We start from the raw sequence: 20,301 nt of genomic DNA, 5'->3' as shown, positions 1-20,301 counted from the left end.
AGACATGCCTGCCGTCTACACCCGCACCGGCGACGGTGGCGACACGGGCCTCTACGGGGGATCCCGCGTCGCCAAGCAGAGCCTGCGCGTGGAGGCCTACGGCACCGTCGACGAGGCCAACGCCGCACTGGGCGAGGCGAAGGCCGCGCTGCCCGACGGCGAATGGCGCGACCGGGTGCACGCCCTGCAGCACCGACTGTTCGTGCTGGCCGCCGAACTGGCCAGCGACGCCGACGGCGCCCGCCGCATGGCCGACCGGATCGACCAGGCTGACATCACCGGCCTCGAGCGCCTCATCGACGACTGCCTGGCCGTCACCGGGCCGCAGCGGTTCTTCGTCGTGCCGGGGCGCGACGAGCGCTCCGCCGCCTTCCACCTGGCACGCACAGTGGCCCGCCGGGCGGAGCGCGAGGTGCTCCGCCTCGGCGAGGTCGAGGAGGTCCGGCCAGAGGTCATCATGTACCTCAACCGGCTCTCCGACGCCATCTACGCCCTGGCGAGGCTCACCGAATCATGGGCCGACACAGCCAGGATCGAGCGGATCGTCAGGGACGCCGTCGAGCAGGTGCTCGCAGGGCCGACGGCCGGGCTACCCGAGGACCGGGACCTCGACCGCGCCAAACGCATCGCGGTAGCCGCTGAGGCCGAAGCGACCCGCCTGGGTGTGCCCGTCGTCGTGAGTGTGGTCGACGCTGCGGGGCACCCCGTGCTCCTCCACCGGATGGCGGGCTCGCTCCTCGCCTCGATCGACATCGCCCAGAACAAGGCGTGGAGCTCCGCCGCCTTCCGCAAGACCACCGCCGAACTCGGCGAACTCGCCGCCGACGGCGGGCCGCTGCCCGGGTTGGCCGACGGCAACGCCGGCCGCGTCGTCCTGTTCGGAGGCGGCGTGCCGCTCTTCGACGGCGACGAACTCGTCGGCGGGCTGGGCGTGTCCGGGGGCACCGTCGAAGAAGACTGCATCATCGTCCAACAAGCACTGCAACGCATGGGAGAGACATCATGAAGCTCGATACAGCACTCATAGAAGAGACCATCCGCCGGGTGCTCGCGGAGCTACCCGCGGAGACGCCTTCGGGCGACGACGGGGTCTTCGCCGAGATGAACTCCGCCGTCGAGGCCGCGGCCACCGCCGCGCGGCAGTACCTGGGCTGTTCCATGGCCGACCGTCGTCGCTACGTGGCCGCGATCCGGGAGGTGATGCTCACGCCGGAGCACCTCGACCACATGTCCGCGGCGGCCGTCCAGCAGACGGGCATGGGAGATGTGGCCCACAAATACCTCAAGAACAAGGCGGCGGCTGAGCTGACGCCGGGCGTGGAAGACCTGGTCACCGAGGCCTTCTCCGGCGACGACGGCCTCACCACCGTCGAGTACTCCCCCTATGGCGTGATCGGCGCCATCACTCCGACGACCAACCCCACCGAGACCGTCACCTGCAACGCCATCGGCATGCTGGCGGCGGGCAACGCAGTGGTGTTCAGCCCACACCCGCGCGCCCGCGATCTGTCGGTGTGGCAGGTCCAGGTCATCAACCGGGCATTGCGTGCCGTGGGTGCCCCCGACAACCTGGTGGTCACGGTCTCGGACCCGTCGATCGAGAACACCAACGCCATGATCTCCCACCCGGAGGTGCGCATGGTGGTGGCGACCGGCGGCCCCGGCATCGTGCGAACCGTGCTCAGCTCCGGCAAGAAGGCCATCGGCGCCGGCGCTGGTAACCCACCCGTGGTGGTGGACGCCACCGCCGATATCGACCACGCCGCCAAGTGCATCGTCGACGGCGCCAGCTTCGACAACAACGTGCCCTGCACCTCGGAGAAGGAGATCGTCGCCGTCGACGCCATTGCCGATCTGCTGAAGTTCGCCATGCTGAAGCACGGCGCCTACGAGCTGAAGCCGGAGCAGATCAGGGATCTGGAGAAGGTCATCCTCGGCGAGCGCGGGCCGAAGACCGAGTGGGTCGGCAAGCCTGCCTCGGCGATCCTCGAGGCCATCGGCGTCGAACCGCCGGCCGGCGTCCGGCTGCTCGTGTGCGAGGTGCAGCGCGATCACCCGTTCGTGGTACACGAACTGATGATGCCGGTGATCGGGCTGGTGCGGGCCAGCGACGTCGACGCTGCCATCGACCTCGCCTGCGAACTGGAGCACGGCAACCGCCACACGGCCGTGATGCACAGCAAGGACGTCTCGAAACTCACGAAGATGGGCAAACAGATCCAGACCACGATCTTCGTCAAGAACGGGCCGTCCTACACCGGCCTCGGGATCGGCGGCGAGGGTCACTGCACCTTCACCATCGCCGGCCCCACCGGCGAGGGCCTGACGTCGGCACGTAACTTCGCCAGGCGCCGCCGCTGCGTCCTGGTCGGAGACCTCAACATCCGATGAGGCCCATCCGCATCACCGTCACGGGCGCGGCCGGGCAGATCGGCTATGCGTTGGTCTACCGCATCGCCGCCGGGGACCTGTTCGGGGACCGGCCGGTGGAGTTGAGGCTGCTGGAGGTGCCCCAGGCGGTCAAGGCGCTCGACGGCGTGGCCATGGAACTGGCCGACTGCGCCTTCCCGGCCCTGGCCGGCCTGGAGGTGGGCGACGACCCGCGCCGCATCTTCGACGGGGCCGAGGTCGCGATGCTGGTCGGCGCCGCCCCCCGTGGGCCCGGCATGGAGCGTGCGGATCTGCTGGGTGCCAACGGCGCCATCTTCGCCGAGCAGGGCCGGGCGCTGGCGGCGGCAGCCGCCCCGGAACTGCGGGTGGTGGTCACCGGCAATCCGGCCAACACCAACGCCCTGATCGCGGCCCGGCACGCAGACGGCGTACCGAAGGAGCGGTTCACGGCCCTCACGAGGCTCGACCACAACCGTGCCGTCTCCGCGCTCGCCCGGCGCGCGGGTCGTCCTGTTTCGGATGTGAGCAGGATCACCATCTGGGGCAACCATTCGGGCACGCAGTATCCAGACATCTACCACGCGCGGATCTGCGGCCGCCCCGCCGTCGACTGGGTGGGGGAACTGTGGGGCACCTTCGACTTCGTCCCCCACGTCGCCAACCGCGGCGCCCGGGTGATCGCATCCCGGGGCCTCTCCAGCGCCGCCTCAGCAGCAAACGCCACGATCGAGCATGTGCGTGACTGGTATGCGGGCACGCCCGCGGACGACTGGACCTCGATGGCCGTGGTCAGCGACGGCTCCTACGGCGTTCCCGCAGGCCTGGTCAGTTCCTTCCCTGTGACGACGGCCGGCGGGGAGCACCGCATCGTCGAGGGTCTGCACCTCAACGCGCTGTCCCGCGCCAGGATCGACGCCTCCGTCACCGAACTGATGCGCGAGCGCGATGTCGTGGGGCGCCTGGGCCTGCTTGCCTGAAACGCGTGGGTGGGCGCCGCTTCTGAGACCCCGGCACAATGGGGCGATGCGCTCGCTGCCTGAACTCGTCGCCGACGGCTGCGGCCTGCCGTTCGCGGCGGCCGTGGATGCGCTGCGGGCTGCCGTGACACATCACGGTGTCGCCGTGGTGGAGGCGCCCCCGGGCACCGGTAAGACGACGCTCGCCCCCCCGATCGTGGCCGGGCTGGTGGATGGCCGGGTGGTGGTCACGCAGCCCCGCCGGGTCGCAGCGAGGGCGGCCGCCCGTCGCCTAGCCAGCCTCACGGGCACCTCGGTCGGCGACCTCATCGGCTTCACCGTGCGTGGTGAGCGCGCCGTCGGACCAGCCACCAGGATTGAGATGGTCACGCCCGGCGTGCTCCTGCGCCGGCTGCTGAGGGATCCATCGCTCGAGGGGGTGGGCGGCGTGATCCTCGACGAGGTGCATGAACGGGCCCTCGACACGGACCTCCTCACGGGCCTCGTGTCCGAGGTCAGGGAGTTGCGGGAAGACCTGGCCGTGGTCGCGATGTCGGCCACGCTCGATGCGGCAGGCCTGGCGACGCTGCTGGGTGGCGACCGGCCCGCCCCGGTGGTGGGCGTCCCGGCGGTGTTGCATCCCCTCGACGTGCGCTGGTCCCCAGGCCCCACGCCGATGGACCCGCGTGGCACCTCCCGGGAGTTCCTCTCCCACGTCGCCCACACCGTCGAACGGGCCTACCACGAGCGCACTGGCGACGGCGACGTGCTGGTGTTCCTGCCGGGAGTGTGGGAGGTGCGGGCGGTGGTGGAGACGCTCCGGGGTCGCCTTCCCGCCGAGGTGCTCGAGCTGCACGGCCAGGTGGGCGCCCGGGAGCAGGACCGTGCCGTGTCCGGACGCCGCCCCGGTGAGCCGCCACGCGTGGTGGTTGCCACCAACCTCGCGGAATCGTCCCTGACCGTCGACGGCGTGCGCGTGGTGGTTGACGCCGGCCTGACCCGCGAACCGCGCCGCGATTCCGGCCGTGGCATGACCGGGCTGGTCACGGTGCGGTGCGCCAGGTCCTCCGCGGATCAGCGCGCCGGCCGCGCCGCCCGACAGGGCCCCGGCACGGTCTGGCGGTGCTACGAGCAGCGCACCTACGAGGGCCTACGCCCACAGGTGACACCCGAAACTCAGACTGCCGACCTCACCGGGGCTCTTCTCACGCTGGCCGCCTGGGGTGCGCCTCGCGGCGAGTCGCTCCGGTTGCCCAGCCCGCTGCCGCCTCATGCCGTGGCAGAGGACGAGCGGCTGCTACGCACTCTCGGCGCGGTGGACGCCGAGGGGCGCATCACACCGCATGGCAGGAAGCTGACCAGCGTGCCGGCCTCACCCCGCTGGGCGCGGGCGTTGCTCGAGGGGGCACCGCTGTCGGGCAGCCGCACCGCTGCCGAGGTGGTGGCCGCGGTGGAGCTGGATGCCGGCGGGGACCTCGCCGTCGCGCTGCGGGGGCTGCGTCGCGGCACGGCGCCGGAGTCGCGGCGATGGCGGTCAGAGGCTGACCGCCTGGAGCGGTTGGTCGCACCGTCTGAGGGCCGAGGCCTGGGCCTCGGTGCCGTCGTCGCGCTCGCCTACCCGGAGCGTGTGGCCAGGAAGACGGGCGGCACGCACCTGCTGGCCTCGGGCACCCGTGCCGCCGCGCCACGCGAACTCGCGGGCTCCGAGTGGCTGGCGGTGGGCGACGTGTCCCGCGCGGGCGGTGCGGCTGCCGCGGGCACCGGGGCCGTCATCCGTTCCGCAGCCGTGATCGATGAGGAGACCGCCCGCCGATGTGCGCAGTCGCTGCTGATCAACGAGGTGCGCGGCGAACTGTTAGCCGGGCGGCTGCGGGCCCGCCGCGTCACAGCGCTGGGCGCCATCGAGCTGGCCTCAACCCCCGTCGCCGCGAAGGAACTCGGCCCGGACGCCGTGCGCGAGGTCGTCGCCCGGCAGGGCCTCGACGTCATCGGCTGGTCGCCCGGCGCGGACCTGCTGCGTCGGCGGCTCGCCCTGCTGCACCGCCACCTCAGCGGACCATGGCCGGACGTCTCGGATCAGGCCCTGCTCGCCAGGCTCGACGAGTGGCTGGGGCCAGAGTTGGCCGAGGCCGCCCGCACCGGCCGCTTGTCCGGCATCAGCCTCACGGCTCCGCTACGCAGGCTCGTCCCGTGGCAGGAGACCGGCCGGCTTGACGAGTTGGCCCCCGAGCGCCTCGCCGTGCCCAGCGGCTCACGCATCCGCCTGGACTATCCGGCCCACGACGACGACGCGTCGGTCGTGTGCGCGGTGAAGTTGCAGGAGTGCTTCGGGCTGGCAGCCTCGCCCACCGTCGCGGGAGGCAGGGTGCCGATCGTCTTCCATCTGCTGTCGCCTGCGGGCCGCCCGCTGGCCGTGACGGCGGACCTGGCGTCGTTCTGGTCCGGGCCCTACGGGCAGGTGCGCGCGGAGATGCGCGGCAGGTATCCGAAACATCCGTGGCCGGAGGATCCGTGGACGGCGACGGCCACCGCGCGCACCAAGCGTCGCTGACTACTTGCCGCCGGTCTCGCCGGTCGACAGCGCGGCGACGAACGCCTCCTGCGGCACCTCGACGCGGCCCACCATCTTCATCCGCTTCTTGCCTTCCTTCTGCTTCTCGAGCAGCTTGCGCTTACGCGAGATGTCGCCGCCGTAGCACTTGGCCAGGACGTCCTTGCGGATGGCGCGGATGGTTTCGCGGGCGATGACGCGCGAGCCGATGGCGGCCTGGATGGGCACCTCGAACTGCTGCCGGGGGATGAGCTCCTTGAGCTTGGATGCCATGGCGAGCCCGTAGGAGTAGGCCTTGTCCTTGTGCACGATCGCGGAGAACGCGTCGACGGGGTCGCCGTGCAACAGGATGTCGACCTTGACCAGATCAGCCACCTGCTCGCCATCTGGTTCGTAGTCGAGCGAGGCGTAGCCCTTGGTGCGCGACTTCAGCGCGTCGAAGAAATCGAAGACGATCTCGGCCAACGGCAGCTGGTAGCGCAGCTCGATGCGGTCCTCGCTGAGGTAGTCCAGGCCTAGCTGGACGCCACGACGGTTCTGACACAGCTCGATGATGGTACCCAGGTACTCCGCCGGGGTCAGGATGGTGCCGCGCACGACGGGCTCGTACACCTCGGCGATCTTGCCCACCGGATACTCCGACGGGTTGGTCACCGTGTGCTCGGAGCCGTCCTCCATGACCACGCGGTAGACCACGTTGGGGGCGGTCGAGATCAGGGACAGGTTGAACTCACGCTCGAGCCGCTCGCGCACGATCTCCATGTGCAGCAGGCCGAGGAAGCCGATGCGGAAACCGAAGCCCAGCGCACCTGAGGTCTCGGGCTCGTAGGTGAGGGCGGCGTCGTTGAGCTGCAGCTTCTCGAGCGCCTCGCGCAACTCGTTGAACTCATCACCGTCGATCGGGTACAGGCCGGCGTAGACCATGGGATTGGGGTGGCGGTAGCCGCCCAGATCCTGCGTGGCCTGGCGGTGTTCGAGCGTCACGGTGTCACCGACGCGGGACTGGCGCACGTCCTTGACGCCGGTGATGAGGTAGCCCACCTCACCCACACCGATCGCCTCGGACTTGATCGGGTCCGGCGAGATGACGCCCACCTCGAGCAGCTCGTGGGTGCCCTGCGTCGACATCATGCGGATGCGTTCGCGGTGGCCGAGTTCGCCGTCGACCACCCGCACGTAGGTAACCACGCCGCGGTAGGTGTCGTAGACCGAGTCGAAGATCAACGCGCGGGCGGGGGCTGTGGCGTCGCCGACGGGAGGTGGGATCTGGTCGACGACAGCGTCGAGCAGGTCCGCCACGCCCTCACCCGTCTTACCGGAGACGCGCAGCACGTCGTCGACGTCGCAGCCGATGATGCCCGCCAGCTCCGCCGCGTACTTCTCCGGGTTGGCGTTGGGGAGATCGATCTTGTTGAGCACGGGGATGATGTGCAGGTCCGCCTCGAGCGCCAGGTACAGGTTCGCCAGCGTCTGGGCCTCGATGCCCTGGGCGGCGTCCACCAGCAGGATGGCGCCCTCGCAGGCGGCCAGCGAGCGGGAGACCTCATAGGTGAAGTCGACGTGCCCCGGCGTGTCGATCATGTTGAGGACGTGGATCTTCTCGTCCCTGGTCCACGGCATGCGCACGGCCTGCGACTTGATGGTGATGCCGCGCTCGCGCTCGATGTCCATCCTGTCGAGGTACTGCGCGCGCATCTGCCGGTCGTCGACCACCTTGGTGAGCTGCAGCATGCGGTCGGCCAGCGTTGACTTGCCGTGGTCAATGTGCGCGATGATGCAGAAGTTCCGGATGATTGCCGGGTCGGTCTTGCCTGGACGGGGTGCGGGCATCAACTAATCCTCGTTAATGGACAGGGACAGGCCATCTTCTCATGGAGCCTGGCTCGAAGGACAATGCTACCCACAGCCCCCGATTTGGCGGCGATGGCGGCGCTCAGGTAAGCTTGAGCGTCGCGTGCAAACGCAGAGTGACCGAGTACCCACCCTTTAGATTTGTAAAGAGGCCTGCCCCGTGGCAAACATCAAGTCCCAGATGAAGCGCAACAAGACCAACGAGATCGCCCGTCTCCGCAACAAGGCGGTCAAGTCGCAGCTGCGCACCCACATCCGCAACGTCCGCAACGCCGTCGCCGATGGTGAGGCCGACAAGGCAGCTGAGCTGCTCGTCGTCGCCAACCGCGCGCTCGACAAGGCCGTGAGCAAGGGCGTTATCCACAAGAACCAGGCCGCGAACCGCAAGTCGAAGATCGCGACCGCCGTCGCTGGCATCTGATCCAGCACCTCAAGCTGCTGCTCGTCTAAGCAACAGCGCCTTGGCCCTCGGTCGTCAAGGCGCTGTTTTGCGTCCCCTCCGTCACCGACGTCGCTGTTGCAGCACACCGAGCACCATCCGCTCCAGCGCGAAGGCGGCATCCGTGGCCGCTCCCTTGACCTCTGCGTCTCCCTTGGCGATGAGCCGGATGGCTTCGGCCACCCCGCCCACCTGCCAGGTGTTCGACGCCCTGGCGTAATCCTTGATCTTGAAGGGCGGCACGCCGATGTGCCGGGCCAGATCCGCGCCACGAAGCCGGCTCTTCTGGGCATCCAGGTACTTGGCGAGGCCCCGGAAGGAGCTGGCCACCGCGCTGGTGATCAACACCGGCGCCACCCCCGTCTCCAGAGCCCAACGCAGGCGTTCCATGGCGATGGTGGGGTTGCAGGCGAGCACGGCATCCGCCACCGCGAAGCCTGAGACCTCCGCCCGCCCGGCGAAGTAGCGGCGCACCAGCGCCGCGTCGATCTCGTTGGCCCCGGAATCTGCGACCAGCTGGTTGATGGCGGAGGCGAGCGCCCTCAGATCATGGCCGACGGCGGCGACCAGTTCGTCTGCCGCGTCCTGGTGCATCCGGATCTTCTGGCGTTTCGCCTCCGCCAGCACGAAGCTGGGCACCTCCCAAGGCTTCATGGCGGCCACAGTCTCCACCCGTACCTTGGCCTTCTTCAGCTTGTCGATGAGGCCCTTGCCCTTGACCCCGCCCGGATGAAGCAGGATCAGGCAGAGGTCCTCCGGCGGGTTGGCGGCCGCGGCCACCAACTGGTCCACCACCGCAGGCGGGCACGAGCCCACGTCGTCGATGACGGCGACGATGTGGCTGGAGAACAACGAGCCGCCGATCACCTCGGACAGCATGGCGTCTTCGAGCTCTGAGGCGTTGATCTCATTGACCTCCGCCTCCGGATGGGCCACCAGGGCGCGTTGCCTGGTCTCGGCCACGATGCGCTGCGCGAGCAGCTGTTCCGGGCCCGTGATCAGGACGGAGGTGCCGAAGGGAGAAGAGGTCATGGCACTGATCCTGCCAGGAACCTGCGACATTTTCTCGCCCGCTAACATGGGCGGCAGGCAGAAGGAGTCACCCATGAACCAGCCCATCCGCTTCGGCATCCTCGGCGCCGCGGGCATCACCCCCAGCGCGCTGATCGCGCCGGCCCAGAGCAACCCGGACGTCGCTCTCGTCGCAGTGGCCGCCCGCAGCCGCTCCAGGGCCGAGTCCTTCGCTCAGGAGCACGGCATCGGCCGGGTGCACGATTCCTACGAGGCTCTGCTGGCTGATCCCGAGATCGACGCCGTCTACATCCCGCTGCCCAACTCGGAGCACGGCAAGTGGACGATGGCCGCACTCGACGCCGGCAAGCATGTGCTGGTGGAGAAGCCGTTCGCCTCGAACGCAGAGGAGGCCGAGGAGGTGGCCCGCCGCGCGGCGGAGTCAGACCGGGTGGTGATGGAGGCCTTCCACTACCGCTACCACCGCCTCATGGCCGAGGTACTCAAGCTCATCGCGGACGGTGCCGTCGGCGAGATCACCGAGATCGAGGCGGACTTCGACATCACGTTGCCAGATCGCACCAACATCCGCTACAACCAGGAGCTCGCGGGCGGTTCCACCATGGACCTGGGCTGTTACGCCCTGCACTTCGTGCGCAGCGTGGTGGGAGAGGAACCCGAGGTCGTCTCCTCGGAGGCCCGTCCCTCCGAGGACCCCCGGCTCGACGAGGCGCTCAGCGCCGAACTGAGTTTCCCGGGAGGGGTGAGCGGCCGCGTCTCCAGCTCGCTGTTGGAGGACGCCGAGCGCCAGTCCGCCGTGATCACCGGCACGAAGGGCGTGCTCCAGGTGGAAGGTTTCGTCAAGCCGCAGGAGGGCAACAGCCTCACCCTCACCACGGAGACGGGCACCACCACCGTGGAGGTGCCCGCCGAGCCCACCAGCTACGCAGCGCAGTTGGCCGTCTTCGTCGACGCCGTGTGCAACGGCACACCCGTGATCACCGGCCCGGAGGACGCCGTGGCGGGGATGCGGGTCATCGACGCGATGTACCGCGCCGCCGGCCTCGAGCCCCGGCCGACCACCCGCTGAGCCCCCCGTCCCCAGCGGTTGTGCACGTCCTCTGCCCACCCGGTCACGTCCGCCACCCGGACCCACTCGCCGGAGTCGTCGAGCACGCGGCCGCTCCAGTGCCCGAAGCACTGGTGGGTGCTGGCCGAGAAGATCTTGAGATCGGTGGCTGAGCGCTTGAGGTGGAACGGGATGAACGTCAGCTCCACGCGCCCACCGGTGGCCCGCCAGGGCGCCATCCAGTCCTCGGTGTCGTAGGTTCAGACCAGTTCCTCGCTGATCTTGGACAGCCGGCCGTCGCAGTGGTGGCACCAGCGCAACGGCTCGATCTTGATGTGCTTGCGCAGCACCGAAGCCCAGGTCCTTGGCCAGTTGGACGTCGTAGGCGAGGGCCCTCGTCGGAAGGCGCGGTGTAGAGGCCTTCGGGCCAGTACCCCTGATCGAGCAGGCCCGCGTGGCAGATAGGGCTCCCCGCTGAGCAGCAACCTGGTGCGGCCATGGGCGTCGCCCGATGCCGAAGGACCGCATGCCGAAGTAGCTGATGACGCGATCCCCACCGAGGGCCACCTCCACGTCGTGCAGAATCTGCCAACAACTTGTCGAGTAGCATGAGACTCCTCTTCGAGCGTCGTGACGTTGATGCCAGTATCCCCTACCGGTGTGCGCGCACGGTCAGCGCCCCGTCTGTGAGGGCGACGGCGAGGGCGCCCTGGGTGTCGGTACGCGCGATGTCCATGCCCATGGAGCGGGCGAGTTCCAGCGCGCTGGCACTGGGGTGACCGTACTGGTTGCCCTCCCCCGCGCTGGCCACGGCCAGCGACGCTTCCGTGGCTGCGAAGAGGCGTCGCTCCTGCCGGGACGAGCCGTGATGCGGCAGCTTCAACACGTGCGCGGTCAGACTGACGCCGTGCCGGTCTGCCGCTCGCAACGCCACGCCCTGCCCCACCGGTTCGGCATCTCCCGCCAGGAGCACGCGGAGCCCGCCCGCAGAGGCCACCCCGATCACCGAGGCATCGTTCTCTGCCGATCCTTCGCCCTCCGCCTCCGGCACGACGCCACCCGGCGGCTCCCAGGCAGATGCCGTCGTCCACGATGCAGTCCCCACCTCCAGGTGCTCACCGGGCATGGTGCTGCGCACCTCCGCGCCCACCTCCTGCGCCGCGGCCACCAGCCAGGGTGGGGGCTCCCCGGCCCTGACGAGGATGAGCGCGGGCCGGTACCTGTCGACGATCGCTTCGGCGCCGCCCACGTGATCCGCGTGGTAGTGGGTCAGGATCAGCAACGGCACCTCGCGGATCCGCAGCGACTCCAGGCAGGCTATGGTGGCGGCTGGCTCCGGGCCGGTGTCCACGACGACGGCGGCGCCGCGGCCCGCATTGAGCACGGTGGCGTCACCCTGGCCCACATCGCAGAACGTGGCCTGCCACGCCCCCGGCCACCCCAGCGGCACCGGCCTGACGAGGGAGGCCACCACGAACAACGCCACGAAACCGGCCCCGCCCCAGCGGTACTGCAGCGCCCGGACGAGGACCACCGCCAGCGCGGCGCCCCCCACCGCCACCAGCAGCACCCCGGACATGGAACCTCTCCAGGACCAGGCGGCGGTGGGCATCGCTGCGCCCCATTCCGCCAACCAGAGGATGGGCTGGGCGCACCAACCGGCCAGCCACCCCGGGCCGGCGGCCAGCCATGGCGCCAGGCACAGCAGCGCCGCGACGAAGCCCAACACTGTGGTCGGGCCCACGAACGGGCCGGCCAGCACGTTGGTGACCACCCCCACCACGGAGACCTGGTCGCTCAGCCACGTGATGATCGGCTGGGTAGCCAGTTGTGCCGAGAGCGGCACGGCCAACGCTTCGGCGGCCCAACGGGGCGCCCATCGGGAGAGCGCGGCCACGAAGTGGGGGCCGAGCAGCACGATGCCGGCGCAGGCCGACGCGGACAGCGCGAAGCCGACGGACCGGGCCATCCACGGATCCAGCCACACCAACGCGAGGATGGCGACACACAGCGCACGGACGCTCCGCTTTCCCACCCCCACCCCGACGGCGGCGAGGGACACCAACCCCATGGCCGCGGCCCGGTAGACAGAGGGTTCCTGCCCGCAGATCAGCACGAAGGCCGCCACGCCTCCCACCGCGGCGATCCGCACACTCCAGCCCCGCAACCCGAGGGCACGGACCGCAGCCAGCACCACGCCCAGCATCAGGGTGAGGTTGGCGCCGCTGACCGCCATCAGATGGGTCAGCGCTGTGACCTGGAACTGCTCGCGCATCGTGGCGTCGACGGCTGAGGTGTCCCCCACCACCAGCGACGGTACCAACGCCGCCTGTCTGGGCGGAGAGTGCGCCACCGCGTCCCGGAGGCCTTGCCGCATCGCGTTGACCGCGCGGTCGACCACGTTGGGGCCTTTCACCTGGTGCCGGATCTCGCGGAGGCTGAACACGGCAGCTTCGCTCTCCTGGGGCTCCGCTGCGCCGAGCCGGACCCGCAGCTCATAGCTCGCCCCAGCCGTCAGCTGCAGTAGCTCCGCGCCCAGGTCCCCGCTGGCGAGCACCACCACCGGGACCCGCGTCTCCACCCGCTTCCCCCGGGCCTCCACCCAGCCCACCTCGACCCGCGCCACGCACTCGCTCCGCGCCCAGGCCCCCGCTGGCGAGCACCACCACCGGGACCCGCGTCTCCACCCGCTTCCCCCGGGCCTCCACCCAGCCCACCTCGACCCGCGCCACGGTCACCCGCTCGGCGGGTTGCGGCTCGGCGAGGAGCCGCACACCGACCAGTGCCACGGCCCCGTCCGCCGCCAGTTCCGCGAGCGGCGAGGTGTGCCGCTGCCAGCTCTGCAGCCCGGACATGAGCAACGTGACGGTGAACACGCCGATGACAGTGGCGATCCACAGGCGTGAACCACGCAGCGCCACGATGATCAGCAGCACGAGCCCGACGAAGACCGCGATCAGCGCATCACGCTCCGGCCGCCATCCCAAGGTGCCCAGCCAGGCCGCTGACCAAGTGGCGAGCGCCAGCGGTGCCAAGCGCCAGTCATGGCTCATACCGTCACGAGGGGCTGCAGCTTCTCAAAGGTCTTGGGCCCGATGCCGCTGATCTCCTGCAGGTCCTCCACAGCGGTGAACGGGCCGCTCTCTTCCCGCCAGGCCAGGATTGACTGGGCCATCACCGGCCCGACCCCCGGCAGCGACTCCAACTCCGCCTGCCCCGCGGTGTTCAGGTTGACCAAGCCGCCCTGCCCACCGTCTCCGCCGCTGGCCGACGACGGGGCCGCCCCCACCACCTCACCCAGCGGGTCACCCACGGTGCCGATGAGGATCTGCATCCCATCCGAGACGGGAGCCGCCAGGTTCAGCCCGGCCGGGTCAGCGCTTTCGGCCAGCCCTCCGGCCGCGAGAATGGCGTCCTGCACGATGGTGCCCTCCGGCAGCGTGACCACGCCCGGTTCGCTGACCGCGCCGGCCACGTGGACGCGCAGCATCACCACCGGAGGCGGGCTGGACGGCGGGGCCGGGGCCTGGCTGACGGTCACCGGCGCGATGGGGACCTCGGTGGCCGCGCTGCGGCTGAGGGCAGCCACCGCGACGCCGACGCCGCAGAGCACCAGCACGGCCACCACCATGAGGTGTTTGACGGTCAGCGGAGGCCGGGGAAGAAGGGTGCTCAGATGCTCTGGATCAACGTCGGTTGTCAGCTGCGGGGGTTTCGACACCGGCTCGCGGGGCGAGCCGGGCTCAACCAACGTATGGGGCGAGCCGGGCTCAACCAACGGGGAGGCGGGCTCAACCAGCGCACGTCGGGGAGCGCCCAGGGCCGGCCGGCCCGCGCTCACATAGGCGAGCCGAGCCCTGGCCAACTCCTCTGCGTCGGTGTGCTGCATACCCCCATGGTGGCCAAAAGACGGCCCGAATCACCACGAGTTGGGGACACTGTGGATAAGTGGCGCTACTTCCCGGGGACCAGGCTCAGCATCTTGGGCAGACGTGCGATGACCTTGACGATCTCCCGGCCCGCGAGGGACCGCTGCACCGCCTCATCGGTCAGCGCCGCCGCCAGGGCATCCTCTTCCGTGATGTCGGCGGGCACCTCCAGCTTGCCGCGCACCTTGCCTTGGATCTGGACCACCATCGTGACGGTGTCGTCGACGGTGAGCGAGGCGTCGGCCGTCGGCCACGAGCTGTTGGCGATCGACGGGGGCAGGCCCAGCAGCTCCCACATCTCCTCAGCCACGTACGGGGAGACCACGCTCAACGCCTGGGCCACGAACTGCACCGCCTCGCGGACAGCGGGATCCTCGGCACCGGCACCGGCGTCGATGGTCTTGCGGGTGGCGTTGACCAGTTCCATCGTGCGCGCAACCGCCACGTTGAAGCGGCCGCCGTCGAGCAGCTGGGTGATCTCCGCGATGGCCTTGTGCGTCGCCTTGCGCAGGGCGGGATCCCCGCCCGCGAAGTCCACGCCGGGCTGCGAGGCCACGTCGGCCGCGAGACGGTAGGCGCGCTGCAGGAACTTCAGGCTGGAGCCGGGTGAGACCTCGGCCCAGTCGATGTCGTCCTCAGGCGGGCCGGCGAAGATCATCGTCAGGCGCACGGCGTCGACGCCGAACTCGTCGATCTGCTTGCCCAGATCCACGCCGTTGCCCAGCGACTTGCTCATGGCCTTGCCCTCGTTGATGACCTGGCCCTGGTTCAGCAGGCGCAGCATGGGCTCGTCGAACGAGACCAGGCCCATGTCGCGCAGCACCTTGGAGAAGAAGCGCATGTAGAGCAGGTGGAGGATGGCGTGTTCCACGCCTCCCACGTACTGCGCCACGGGCATCCACTTGGCCACGTCCTCGGGGTTGAAGGGCCCCTCGGTGTAGTTGGGCGAGCAGTAGCGGAAGAAGTACCACGAGGAATCGACGAAGGTGTCCATCGTGTCGGTGTCGCGCTGCGCAGCGCCGCCACAGGTGGGGCAGGTGGTGTTGACCCAATCGGTGGCCGACGCCAGCGGCGAGGTGCCCTTCGGGGCGAGCGCAGAGCCTCGCAGGTCCGGAAGGCGCACCGGCAACTGGTCGTCGGGCACCGGGACCTCGCCGCACTTGTCGCAGTGGATCACAGGAATGGGGCAGCCCCAGAAACGCTGACGCGACAGCAGCCAGTCCCGCAGACGGAACTGGACGGTGCCTTCGCCCTTACCCTCCGCGGCGAGTTGTTCGGTGATCTTCGCGACGCCAGAGGCCTTGTCGGTGAGCCCGTCGAGGATGCCGGAGTTGAGGTAGGCGCCGTCACCGACGGTGGCGATGCCGGTCTCCTCGGGATTGGTCCCGTCCACGTCCAGCACCGTGCGCACGGGCAGCCCGAACTTCCGAGCGAAGTCGAGGTCGCGCTGGTCGTGCGCCGGCACCGCCATGATCGCGCCGGTGCCGTAATCGGCCAACACGTAATCGGCGGCCCAGATCGGGACCTGCTCGCCGTTGACGGGGTTGGTGGCATAGACGCCCAGCCACACACCGGTCTTCTCGTTCTCGGTGGACTGCCGCTGGATCTCGGTGGTCTTCTTCACCTGCTCCACATAGGCCTCGAAAGCGGGGCGCTGCTCGTCGGTGACCAGTTCGGCGGCCAGTTCCCCGTCGGGCGCCACCACCATGAACGTCGCCCCGAACAGGGTGTCGGGGCGGGTGGTGAACACGGTGATGGGCTCGTCCCGGCCCTCAACCGTGAAGTCGACGTTCGCGCCCTCGGAGCGGCCGATCCAGTTGCGCTGCATCGCCAGCACGTGATCCGGCCAGCCGTCCTCCAGCATCGACATGTCGTCGAGCAGTTCCTGGGCATAATCGGTGATCTTGAAGTACCACTGGTTGAGCTTGCGCTTGGTGACTTCAGACTTGCAGCGCTCACACCTGCCGTCGACGACCTGCTCGTTGGCCAGCACGGTCTGGTCCTGCGGGCACCAGTTGACGAAGGAATCCTTGCGGTAGGCCAGGCCGCGCTCGTAGAAGCGGTTGAACAGCCACTGCGTCCAGCGGTAGTACTCCTCATCAGAGGTGTGCAGGCGGCGGGACCAGTCGAGGCTCAGCCCGTAGCGCTTGAAGGAGCGCACCTGGGTCTCGATGTTGTTGTAGGTCCAGGTGGCGGGGTGCGCATCGGCCTTGATGGCGGCGTTCTCCGCGGGCAGCCCGAACGAGTCCCAGCCGATGGGATGCATCACGTTGTAGCCGCGCAGGCGCCAGTAGCGGGAGACGACATCGCCCATCGCATAGGCCTCCGCGTGCCCCATGTGGAGATCCCCGGAGGGGTACGGGAACATGTCGAGGACGTAGCGACGCTCCCTGCTGTCGTCATCTGCCGGGCGGAAGGTCTCGTCCTCCTCCCAGAAGGCCTGCCACTTCTCCTGGGCCTGCACCTTGTCGTACTGCACAGCCTCTTGGCTCACGAGTCTCTCCTGATTGCACAACTGGACATCACGCCATGACGGCGCGGAGACTCACTATATCCCTCAGCCGGCGGCGACGAACGCCTGCACCTCAGCCGCGGTCGGGGGCTGGGCGCCCTTCCGCGTGCACACGATGGCCGCGGCCGCGGTGCCCCTGTCCAGGGCACCCGCCACATCCTCGGGATTGTCCACATAGGCGGACAGGAACCCGGCCATGAAGGTGTCACCCGCACCCACGGTGTCGACCACGCCCACGGAGCGGCCCGGCACGCGGATCACGCGGCCGTCCTGCCTGACCGCGGCGGCCCCGTCTGGGCCGAGGGTGACGATGAACAGCGACAGGCCGAACTCCTCGGCCCAGGCTTCGGCGTAGGCCAGCGGATCGGTGTGGTCGTCGACCAGCCAGGCGATGTCCTCATCGCTGGCTTTGACGACGCCGTGGTTACTGCCCACGGCCGTCATGAGATCGGAGACCAGTGCGAAGTACTCTGAGCGGTTGGGCAGCGTGGAGGGGCGCACGTTGATGTCGAAGCTGATCGCCGCCTCCGTGCCGCGCACGAAGTCCAGCACATGCTTGGCGCCCGGCCCGATGACGGAGCCGATGGATCCGAAGTGCAGCCAGTCGTCGGCTTCGAGCTGGGGAAACTCGCCGCGCTGCCAGTTGAAGTTGGACGTCTGGTCGAAGTGGAAGAAGTAGCTGGCACGGCCCTCCGCATCGAGCGAGACCACGGCCACCGAGGTGGCCTCGTCGGTGGGCACCGCCAGATCGAGGCGCACGTCGGCGGCCTCGAGGTGGCTGCGCAGTTGGCGGCCGAAGGCGTCGCTGCTGAGGCGCCCGAGGAAATGGGTGTCCTCCCCCAGCCGGGCCAAGGCGGTGGCCGTGTTGAATGGGCCTCCCCCGGAGCGTGCGATCCACCGGCTCTCGGCAGGCGAGACCTGCTCCTCCGGCATCAGATCGATGAGGGCCTCTCCGCACACCACGAAACGCATGCCTGCAATCTACCGAAAACTTATCCACAGCGACGCGAACTCGTGGTGATCAGCCAGCCCGACCGGCCAGAGTGCTGGTATGACGACGATCCCTGTACTCCGTGGCACCACCCGCACCGACCTTCTGGCCCTTCCGTCCTTCATGTTCGAGTTCCATCCCACTGAATCAGTCGTGGTGCTGGGCATGAGAGGCAACATCGTGGCCTTCTCCGCCCGGCTCGACGTGCACTGGTTCCACACCCACTTCGACCAGGTGGCAGAGCAGATGCACGGCGCCGCCGGGCAGATGGGCGGAGACCTGCGCGCCATCGTGCTGGGCTACTCCGAGAATCCTGACCTCGTCTGGGCATCGGTCACCGAGCTGTGTGACGTCTTCGGCGCAGACAACGTGCTCGAGGCGTTGGTGACCGACGGTTCCCACTACTGGTCGCTCACTGACGGGGAAGGCCCCCTGGAGTTCGACTTCGAGTCCAGCTCGGTGGCCGCCCGGGCGGTGTATGAAGGCATCAACATCCACGAATCTCGTGACGCGGCCGTCGCGCCGGTGACCACCTGGGCTGAGCCACCAGTGCAGGCGGTGGAGGACGCCACCAGCCACATCGCAGGGATGACACCGGCGGCAGCGATGGAACTGCTGGCCAGCCTGGCCGAGTCGGACCCGCCGGTGGGGCCGGACGACGCGCTCACCCTCGCATGTCTCCTCGCGGACGAGGACCGCTGCGCGGCGCTGCTGACCAGGCTGAGCAGGGCCAACGCCCAGGGCATCTGGGCCAACCTCGTGGCAGCCAGGGGCACGGCACCGCCCTTCGCTGAGCCGACGGTGGTGGCGCTGCTCGGCATCGCCTGCTGGCTCGCCGGGCACGGAGCCCAGACCACCGCCTGCCTCGAGCAGGTGGCCCGCATGGAACCCGATCATCCTGTCGGGTTGGTGCTCGCTCGCGTGCACCAGGGCGCGATCCCACCGGAGCGCTGGGACGAGGAATAGGGCGGGCGGCCCCCGGCGCCAAGTACGCTATGAAGCATCATGAGCAACTCGCAGTGGCCCCCGCCGCAGGGCAACGACCCCAACTCGCCGTGGGCGAAGCAGGATCCAGCGTGGCAGCCCCAGCAGTTCCACGACGCCCAGGGGCGCGACCCCCGGGTGCCCTTCGGCCAGCAGGCTCCCCCGCCACCGTCCTACGAACAACTGGCGCCCCCCAAGCGCGGCAAGGGCCCGCTGTTGGCCGTCCTCGGGGTCGTTGCAGTCGTGGCCGCCGTCGTGATCGGCATGCAGTTCTTCGACGGGTCTGACCCGGAACCCACCACCACCCCCAGCGTTGCAGCCACGGCGGAACCCACCGCTGAACGCACGGGCAACTACATCCCCTTCGAGGGCAACGGGGACGGCATCTTCGAGATCGTGAACTACACGTGGAACGGGGATCAGCTCAACCTGCGCATCCGCGTCGAGGTGGAGCAGGGCGACTACGCGTTCTCCCTGTTCGCCTTCACCAACGAGACCCGCAAAAGCTACGACCCGGTGGACATGCGCTCGTTCAGCGCCCGCCCTGACGAGCCCTACGAGGGCGACGTGACATTCGTGATGCCCAACGCGGATTCCACGATCGTGCTGACCACCCCGTCGGGGCGGGTGGCGCTCAACGCACTCCCGGTGAAGGGGTCTTAGACGTCCGCGTTGGCGATGGCCGCCTCGGCGCGGCGCCGCTCCTCGATGGCGTCCGGATGGTCCTTCGACAACATGGCCACGCCGTAGACGGCGAGCGCTCCGGTGACGATCATGCCGATCATGGGGCCGATGCCCATGCCCATACCTTCGCCCAACACCACCAGGCCGAACACCACCGCCACGAAGGGATCAACCGTCGTCATGGTCCCGACGGTGATCTCCGCCGGCCCTGAGGCGTAGCCCTGCTGGATCATCCACGCACCCAACGCGTAACACAGCAGCATCATCGCGACGGTGACGATGAACTGCCAACTGCCGAAGCTGTGATCGTGCTTCTGGATGAGGTTCATCGAGGCCTTCATGAAGCCCGAGGCCAACCCGTAGAAGATCGCACCCACCGAGGACCAGAGGATGGCACGCGCCCACGCCACGGTGCGGGTGGCGAAGAACGACAGCACCGCACAGATCACGCACACCGCGATGAAGGACCACACCATCGCAGAGAAGCTCACGTACTTCTCCCCCGTGGCGAACAGCGATGAGAACACGGTGAAACCCACCACGCCAAGCACGGTGATGGCCACCGCCCGCCACAACTTGGCGCTGATCGCGTGCTTGTGGATCTTGGAGGCCAACAACACCGACCACGGGACCGCGAGAATGCCCACCGGCTGCACGACCGAGACAGGAGCGAAGGTCAGCGCTGCGAGGTGGATGGCGGCCCCGGTGAAGACGAGGGCCAGGCCGATGACCCACTTGGGCACCGTGAACAGCTTGAGGAGCCCCTTGATGGTGAGCCTGTTGGAGGATGCTACGGCGTTGGGGTCGAACTGGCTCTTGACGCCGAGGCTCTGCATGATCGCGCCGCTGGCGAACAGGAATGAACTGAACACCTGCATAGCGATGGCAAGCAGGGTGGTGGGCTCCATGAGCATCCCTTCGGTCGGATCCGGA

The 20,301-nt window shown here is 69.0% G+C and carries 16 protein-coding genes and 1 pseudogene; 8 read left to right on the top strand and 9 right to left on the bottom strand.

Features of this window, described 5'->3' with window-relative positions:
* Positions 1-4: 4 nt before the first annotated feature.
* Genes BN1186_RS11365 through hrpB form a run of 4 tightly spaced genes read left to right on the top strand, consistent with a single transcriptional unit; the run spans position 5 to position 5,898 of the window.
* Positions 5-1,006 (top strand): cob(I)yrinic acid a,c-diamide adenosyltransferase, encoded by a 1,002-nt coding sequence (locus tag BN1186_RS11365; RefSeq protein WP_040284198.1) that lies wholly within the window; start codon positions 5-7, stop codon positions 1,004-1,006.
* The gene (locus tag BN1186_RS11360) at positions 1,003-2,391 is read left to right on the top strand and encodes an aldehyde dehydrogenase family protein (RefSeq protein ID WP_040284197.1); all 1,389 of its coding nucleotides are present in this window, start codon (positions 1,003-1,005) and stop codon (positions 2,389-2,391) included. The genes BN1186_RS11365 and BN1186_RS11360 overlap by 4 nt, the downstream gene beginning before the upstream one ends.
* Entirely contained in the window at positions 2,388-3,368 is a 981-nt protein-coding gene (locus BN1186_RS11355) for a malate dehydrogenase (protein ID WP_040284196.1), read from the top strand. Before BN1186_RS11360 ends, BN1186_RS11355 begins: the two co-directional genes overlap by 4 nt.
* Positions 3,369-3,414: 46 nt before the next feature.
* A complete protein-coding gene (hrpB, locus tag BN1186_RS11350) occupies positions 3,415-5,898 on the top strand; it encodes an ATP-dependent helicase HrpB (RefSeq protein WP_040284195.1) in 2,484 nt (827 codons plus the stop codon).
* Here hrpB and lepA read toward each other — a convergent pair whose 3' ends face one another.
* Positions 5,899-7,728 carry a translation elongation factor 4 gene (gene lepA / locus BN1186_RS11345; RefSeq protein ID WP_040284194.1) on the bottom strand — a complete coding sequence of 610 codons (1,830 nt, stop codon included), beginning with the start codon at positions 7,726-7,728 and terminating at the stop codon, positions 5,899-5,901. It lies immediately after the preceding gene.
* A 181-nt stretch (positions 7,729-7,909) separates the two neighbouring features.
* On the opposite strand from lepA, the gene rpsT reads away from it, so the two are divergent.
* On the top strand, positions 7,910-8,170 hold the full coding sequence (gene rpsT, locus BN1186_RS11340; RefSeq protein WP_040284193.1) for a 30S ribosomal protein S20: 261 nt from the start codon (positions 7,910-7,912) through the stop codon (positions 8,168-8,170).
* Positions 8,171-8,251: 81 nt separating this feature from the next.
* On the opposite strand, the gene holA is transcribed toward rpsT, so the two are convergent.
* Positions 8,252-9,220 (bottom strand): DNA polymerase III subunit delta, encoded by a 969-nt coding sequence (gene holA / locus BN1186_RS11335; protein WP_040284192.1) that lies wholly within the window; start codon positions 9,218-9,220, stop codon positions 8,252-8,254.
* Between the two features lie 73 nt (positions 9,221-9,293).
* On the opposite strand from holA, the gene BN1186_RS11330 reads away from it, so the two are divergent.
* A complete protein-coding gene (locus BN1186_RS11330) occupies positions 9,294-10,289 on the top strand; it encodes a Gfo/Idh/MocA family protein (RefSeq protein ID WP_040284802.1) in 996 nt (331 codons plus the stop codon).
* Between the two features lie 23 nt (positions 10,290-10,312).
* Here the strand turns inward: BN1186_RS11330 and BN1186_RS16535 are convergent.
* From BN1186_RS16535 to BN1186_RS11300, 6 genes and pseudogenes are all read right to left on the bottom strand, one after another.
* Positions 10,313-10,513 (bottom strand): annotated as a pseudogene (locus BN1186_RS16535) (DUF2804 family protein); the annotation flags it as partial.
* Positions 10,514-10,920: 407 nt separating this feature from the next.
* Positions 10,921-12,645: a ComEC/Rec2 family competence protein gene (locus BN1186_RS11315; RefSeq protein ID WP_281278479.1), complete on the bottom strand. Its 1,725-nt coding sequence runs from the start codon at positions 12,643-12,645 to the stop codon at positions 10,921-10,923.
* Between the two features lie 118 nt (positions 12,646-12,763).
* Complete coding sequence (locus BN1186_RS16110; protein ID WP_052460092.1) at positions 12,764-13,321, bottom strand: hypothetical protein; 558 nt, start codon at positions 13,319-13,321, stop codon at positions 12,764-12,766.
* A complete protein-coding gene (locus BN1186_RS11310; protein ID WP_218975470.1) occupies positions 13,318-14,157 on the bottom strand; it encodes a helix-hairpin-helix domain-containing protein in 840 nt (279 codons plus the stop codon). Before BN1186_RS11310 ends, BN1186_RS16110 begins: the two co-directional genes overlap by 4 nt.
* Positions 14,158-14,222: 65 nt before the next feature.
* Complete coding sequence (leuS, locus tag BN1186_RS11305; protein ID WP_040284190.1) at positions 14,223-16,691, bottom strand: leucine--tRNA ligase; 2,469 nt, start codon at positions 16,689-16,691, stop codon at positions 14,223-14,225.
* Positions 16,692-16,754: 63 nt separating this feature from the next.
* Entirely contained in the window at positions 16,755-17,681 is a 927-nt protein-coding gene (locus tag BN1186_RS11300; protein WP_040284189.1) for a carbohydrate kinase family protein, read from the bottom strand.
* 79 nt (positions 17,682-17,760) lie between these two features.
* Here BN1186_RS11300 and BN1186_RS11295 point away from each other — a divergent pair, with 79 nt between their 5' ends.
* Together BN1186_RS11295 and BN1186_RS11290 are read left to right on the top strand one after the other, a co-directional pair.
* On the top strand, positions 17,761-18,666 hold the full coding sequence (locus tag BN1186_RS11295) for a DUF4192 domain-containing protein (RefSeq protein ID WP_040284188.1): 906 nt from the start codon (positions 17,761-17,763) through the stop codon (positions 18,664-18,666).
* A 39-nt stretch (positions 18,667-18,705) separates the two neighbouring features.
* A complete protein-coding gene (locus BN1186_RS11290; RefSeq protein WP_040284187.1) occupies positions 18,706-19,347 on the top strand; it encodes a hypothetical protein in 642 nt (213 codons plus the stop codon).
* Here BN1186_RS11290 and BN1186_RS11285 read toward each other — a convergent pair.
* A complete protein-coding gene (locus tag BN1186_RS11285) occupies positions 19,344-20,276 on the bottom strand; it encodes a DMT family protein (RefSeq protein ID WP_139651068.1) in 933 nt (310 codons plus the stop codon). The two genes, BN1186_RS11290 and BN1186_RS11285, sit on opposite strands and share 4 nt — an antisense overlap.
* Between the last annotated feature and the right edge of the window lie 25 nt (positions 20,277-20,301).

This window comes from Tessaracoccus massiliensis, from assembly GCF_000826065.2.
In the GTDB taxonomy this organism is placed as follows: Bacteria; Actinomycetota; Actinomycetes; order Propionibacteriales; family Propionibacteriaceae; genus Arachnia; species Arachnia massiliensis_A.
Note: the sequence above shows the minus strand (reverse complement) of the source record. Positions and strands in the feature narration are given on the sequence as shown.